The organism is Noviherbaspirillum sp. (genome assembly GCF_035254865.1).
GTDB lineage: Bacteria > Pseudomonadota > Gammaproteobacteria > Burkholderiales > Burkholderiaceae_D > Noviherbaspirillum.
In genome coordinates this window covers 1-2,564 of sequence record NZ_DATFAF010000073.1, presented here as the reverse complement: position 1 = coordinate 2,564, position 2,564 = coordinate 1, and the positions used below count along the sequence as shown (strand labels likewise).

At 63.1% G+C, this 2,564-nt stretch carries 2 protein-coding genes; one reads left to right on the top strand and one right to left on the bottom strand.

Annotated features, from left to right (window positions below; translation table 11 throughout):
- Positions 1-310: 310 nt before the first annotated feature.
- Positions 311-1,705: a class II fumarate hydratase gene (gene fumC, locus VJ651_RS17385; RefSeq protein WP_324108646.1), complete on the top strand. Its 1,395-nt coding sequence runs from the start codon at positions 311-313 to the stop codon at positions 1,703-1,705.
- A 7-nt stretch (positions 1,706-1,712) separates the two neighbouring features.
- Here the strand turns inward: fumC and VJ651_RS17380 are convergent.
- A partial coding sequence (locus tag VJ651_RS17380) for a LysR family transcriptional regulator (protein ID WP_324108645.1) occupies positions 1,713-2,564 on the bottom strand: 852 nt, incomplete at its 5' end.

The following is a 2,564-nucleotide window of genomic DNA, read 5'->3' as shown; positions in this document are numbered from 1 at the left end:
AAGAGGAAGAAGCCGCGATCGATGCCATCAAACGCGGCGAAATCTTCCGATTCTTTACCCGGCCATGGAATGACAAGACCCTGCGCGACATCATTCGCGATGCGTTTCATCACCACAGCTTGTTGCGTGATGCGCGAGCCGAACGCATGCGCGCCCGCGCCTGAGCTTCACCGCATCCCACCCGATTGCATCTTCCTTTCTCAATGGTCTTGATTGCGAGCCATTGATGCACTACGTTGAAACATGAGGGCAAGCCGGAACGCTTGCCAGCGTTCGACGATCGAAACGGCAAACAACAATGGAGTGCACAATGGCAACGACGAGAACGGAACATGACACGTTTGGCGCCATCGAGGTGCCAGCTGACCGGCTGTGGGGAGCGCAAACCCAGCGCTCGCTGCAACATTTTCGGATTTCCTCGGAGCGCATGCCGGTTCCGCTGATCGTGGCATTGGCGCAGGTCAAGCGCGCCTGCGCGCTGGTCAATCGTTCCCTGGGCAAGCTCGAAGAAAAGAAAGCGAATGCCATCATCGCGGCGGCGGAGGAGGTCATCGACGGCCGATGTGGCGAGGAATTCCCGCTTTCCGTCTGGCAAACCGGATCCGGCACGCAAACCAACATGAACATGAACGAGGTGCTGGCCAATCGCGCGTCCGAACTGCTTGGCGGTGTGCGTGGCGAAAGCAGGCTGGTGCATCCGAACGACGAGGTGAATCTCGGCCAATCCTCCAACGACGTTTTTCCGACGGCGATGCATGTTGCCGCCGTAAGCGTCATGACGAATGCGCTGCTGCCGGCCTTGCGTGCCTTGCGCGGGACGCTGGTGGCCAAGGCGGTGGCCTTCGACGACGTCGTCAAGATAGGGCGCACGCATTTGCAGGATGCGACGCCACTCACGCTGGGCCAGGAGTTTTCGGGTTATGCAGCCCAGCTCGAACATGCGGCAGCGGCCATCAGCGGCGCCTTGCCGGCCTTGTCCGAGCTGGCGATCGGCGGCACCGCGGTAGGCACGGGATTGAATGCTCCTGCGGGATTCGGCGAGCGGGTGGCCTCGGAGCTGTCGCGCGCGACGGGATTGCCGTTCAGGAGCGCAGCCAACAAGTTCGCCGCGCTGGCGGCACACGATGCCATGGTGTCCGGCCATGGCGCGCTCAAGACGCTGGCGGCGGCCCTGATGAAGATTGCGAATGACGTGCGCTGGCTGGCCTCCGGTCCGCGCTCGGGACTGGGTGAAATCACGATTCCGGAAAACGAGCCGGGCAGTTCCATCATGCCCGGCAAGGTGAATCCGACGCAGTGCGAAGCACTGACGATGCTGTGCTGCCAGGTCTTCGGCAACGATGTGGCGATCAATTTCGGCGGCGCATCCGGCAATTTCGAACTGAACGTGTACAAGCCGCTCATCGCGCACAATTTCATGCAGAGCGTGCGCCTGCTGGCCGATGGCATGGACAGCTTCGACCGGCATTGCGCGCGCGGCATCGAAGCCAATCGTGTCCGCATCGCGGAGTTGATGGAGCGCTCGCTCATGCTGGTCACTGCATTGGCGCCGCACATCGGCTACGACCGCGCGGCGCAAATCGCCAAGCGCGCGCATCATGAGGGCAGCACCCTGAAAGAGGCGGCAATCGCGCTGGGCTATGTGACACCGGAAGATTTCGACCGCTGGGTGCGGCCGGCGGCGATGACGCATCCCTCATCCTGAAGCGGAGTCAGCCTTGGCTCGACAGTATGACTTGCTCGCGGAACCAGCGATTGGCCGGATCGTTGTCGACGTTCGCGTGCCAGTACAGGAAAACGTCAAAGGCCGGCACTTCCAGCGGGAAGGGGATGACCTGGTTGCCGAACTGCTCGTTGGCGATCTGCGCGTAGCGGCCGGGCATGGTGAGCAGCATGTCGGTCTGGCTGACGACACGGCAGGCGGCGAAGTAGTGCTGGCAGCGCAGGCGGATATGGCGTTCCAGCCCGAAGCGGCTGAGTTCGAAATCCTCCAGTCCGGGGCCGCGCCGGCGCGAGCTGGCCAGGATGTGGTCCTGTTTCAGGTAGGTGTCGATGTCCAGCTTGCCGTCGATGGACGGGTGGCCCTTGCGCGCCACGACCACCGTCGAATCCTGATAGATCCGCGTGTGCAGGATGTCGCTCGACAGCGGCAGCAGGACGTCGATGGCGCCGTCGAGCGTGCCGGTAGCCAGTTCGGTCTCCAGTTCGCGTCGCTCGACCTGCATGGCGGCAATGTCCACCAGCGGCGCGGTTTGCCGCACGCGCCGCATCAAGGGCGGCAGGATGGTGGCCTCCAGCACGTCGCGCAGCGCGATGTTGAAGCGCTTGCCGGTAGTCTCGGGATCGAAGGCATGCAGCCCGTTGAGCGTGACCTCCAGTCCGCGCAAGGAGCGCCGGATCGGCTCGATCATGCTGCGCGCCAGGGGCGTCGACACCATCTTGTGGCCCTGACGGACGAACAGCGGGTCGTCGAACATCAGGCGCAGGCGACTCAGCGCATGGCTGATGGCAGGCTGCGTGAGGCTCAGTTTCTGGCTGGCACGGGTGACGCTGCCTTCGGTGTA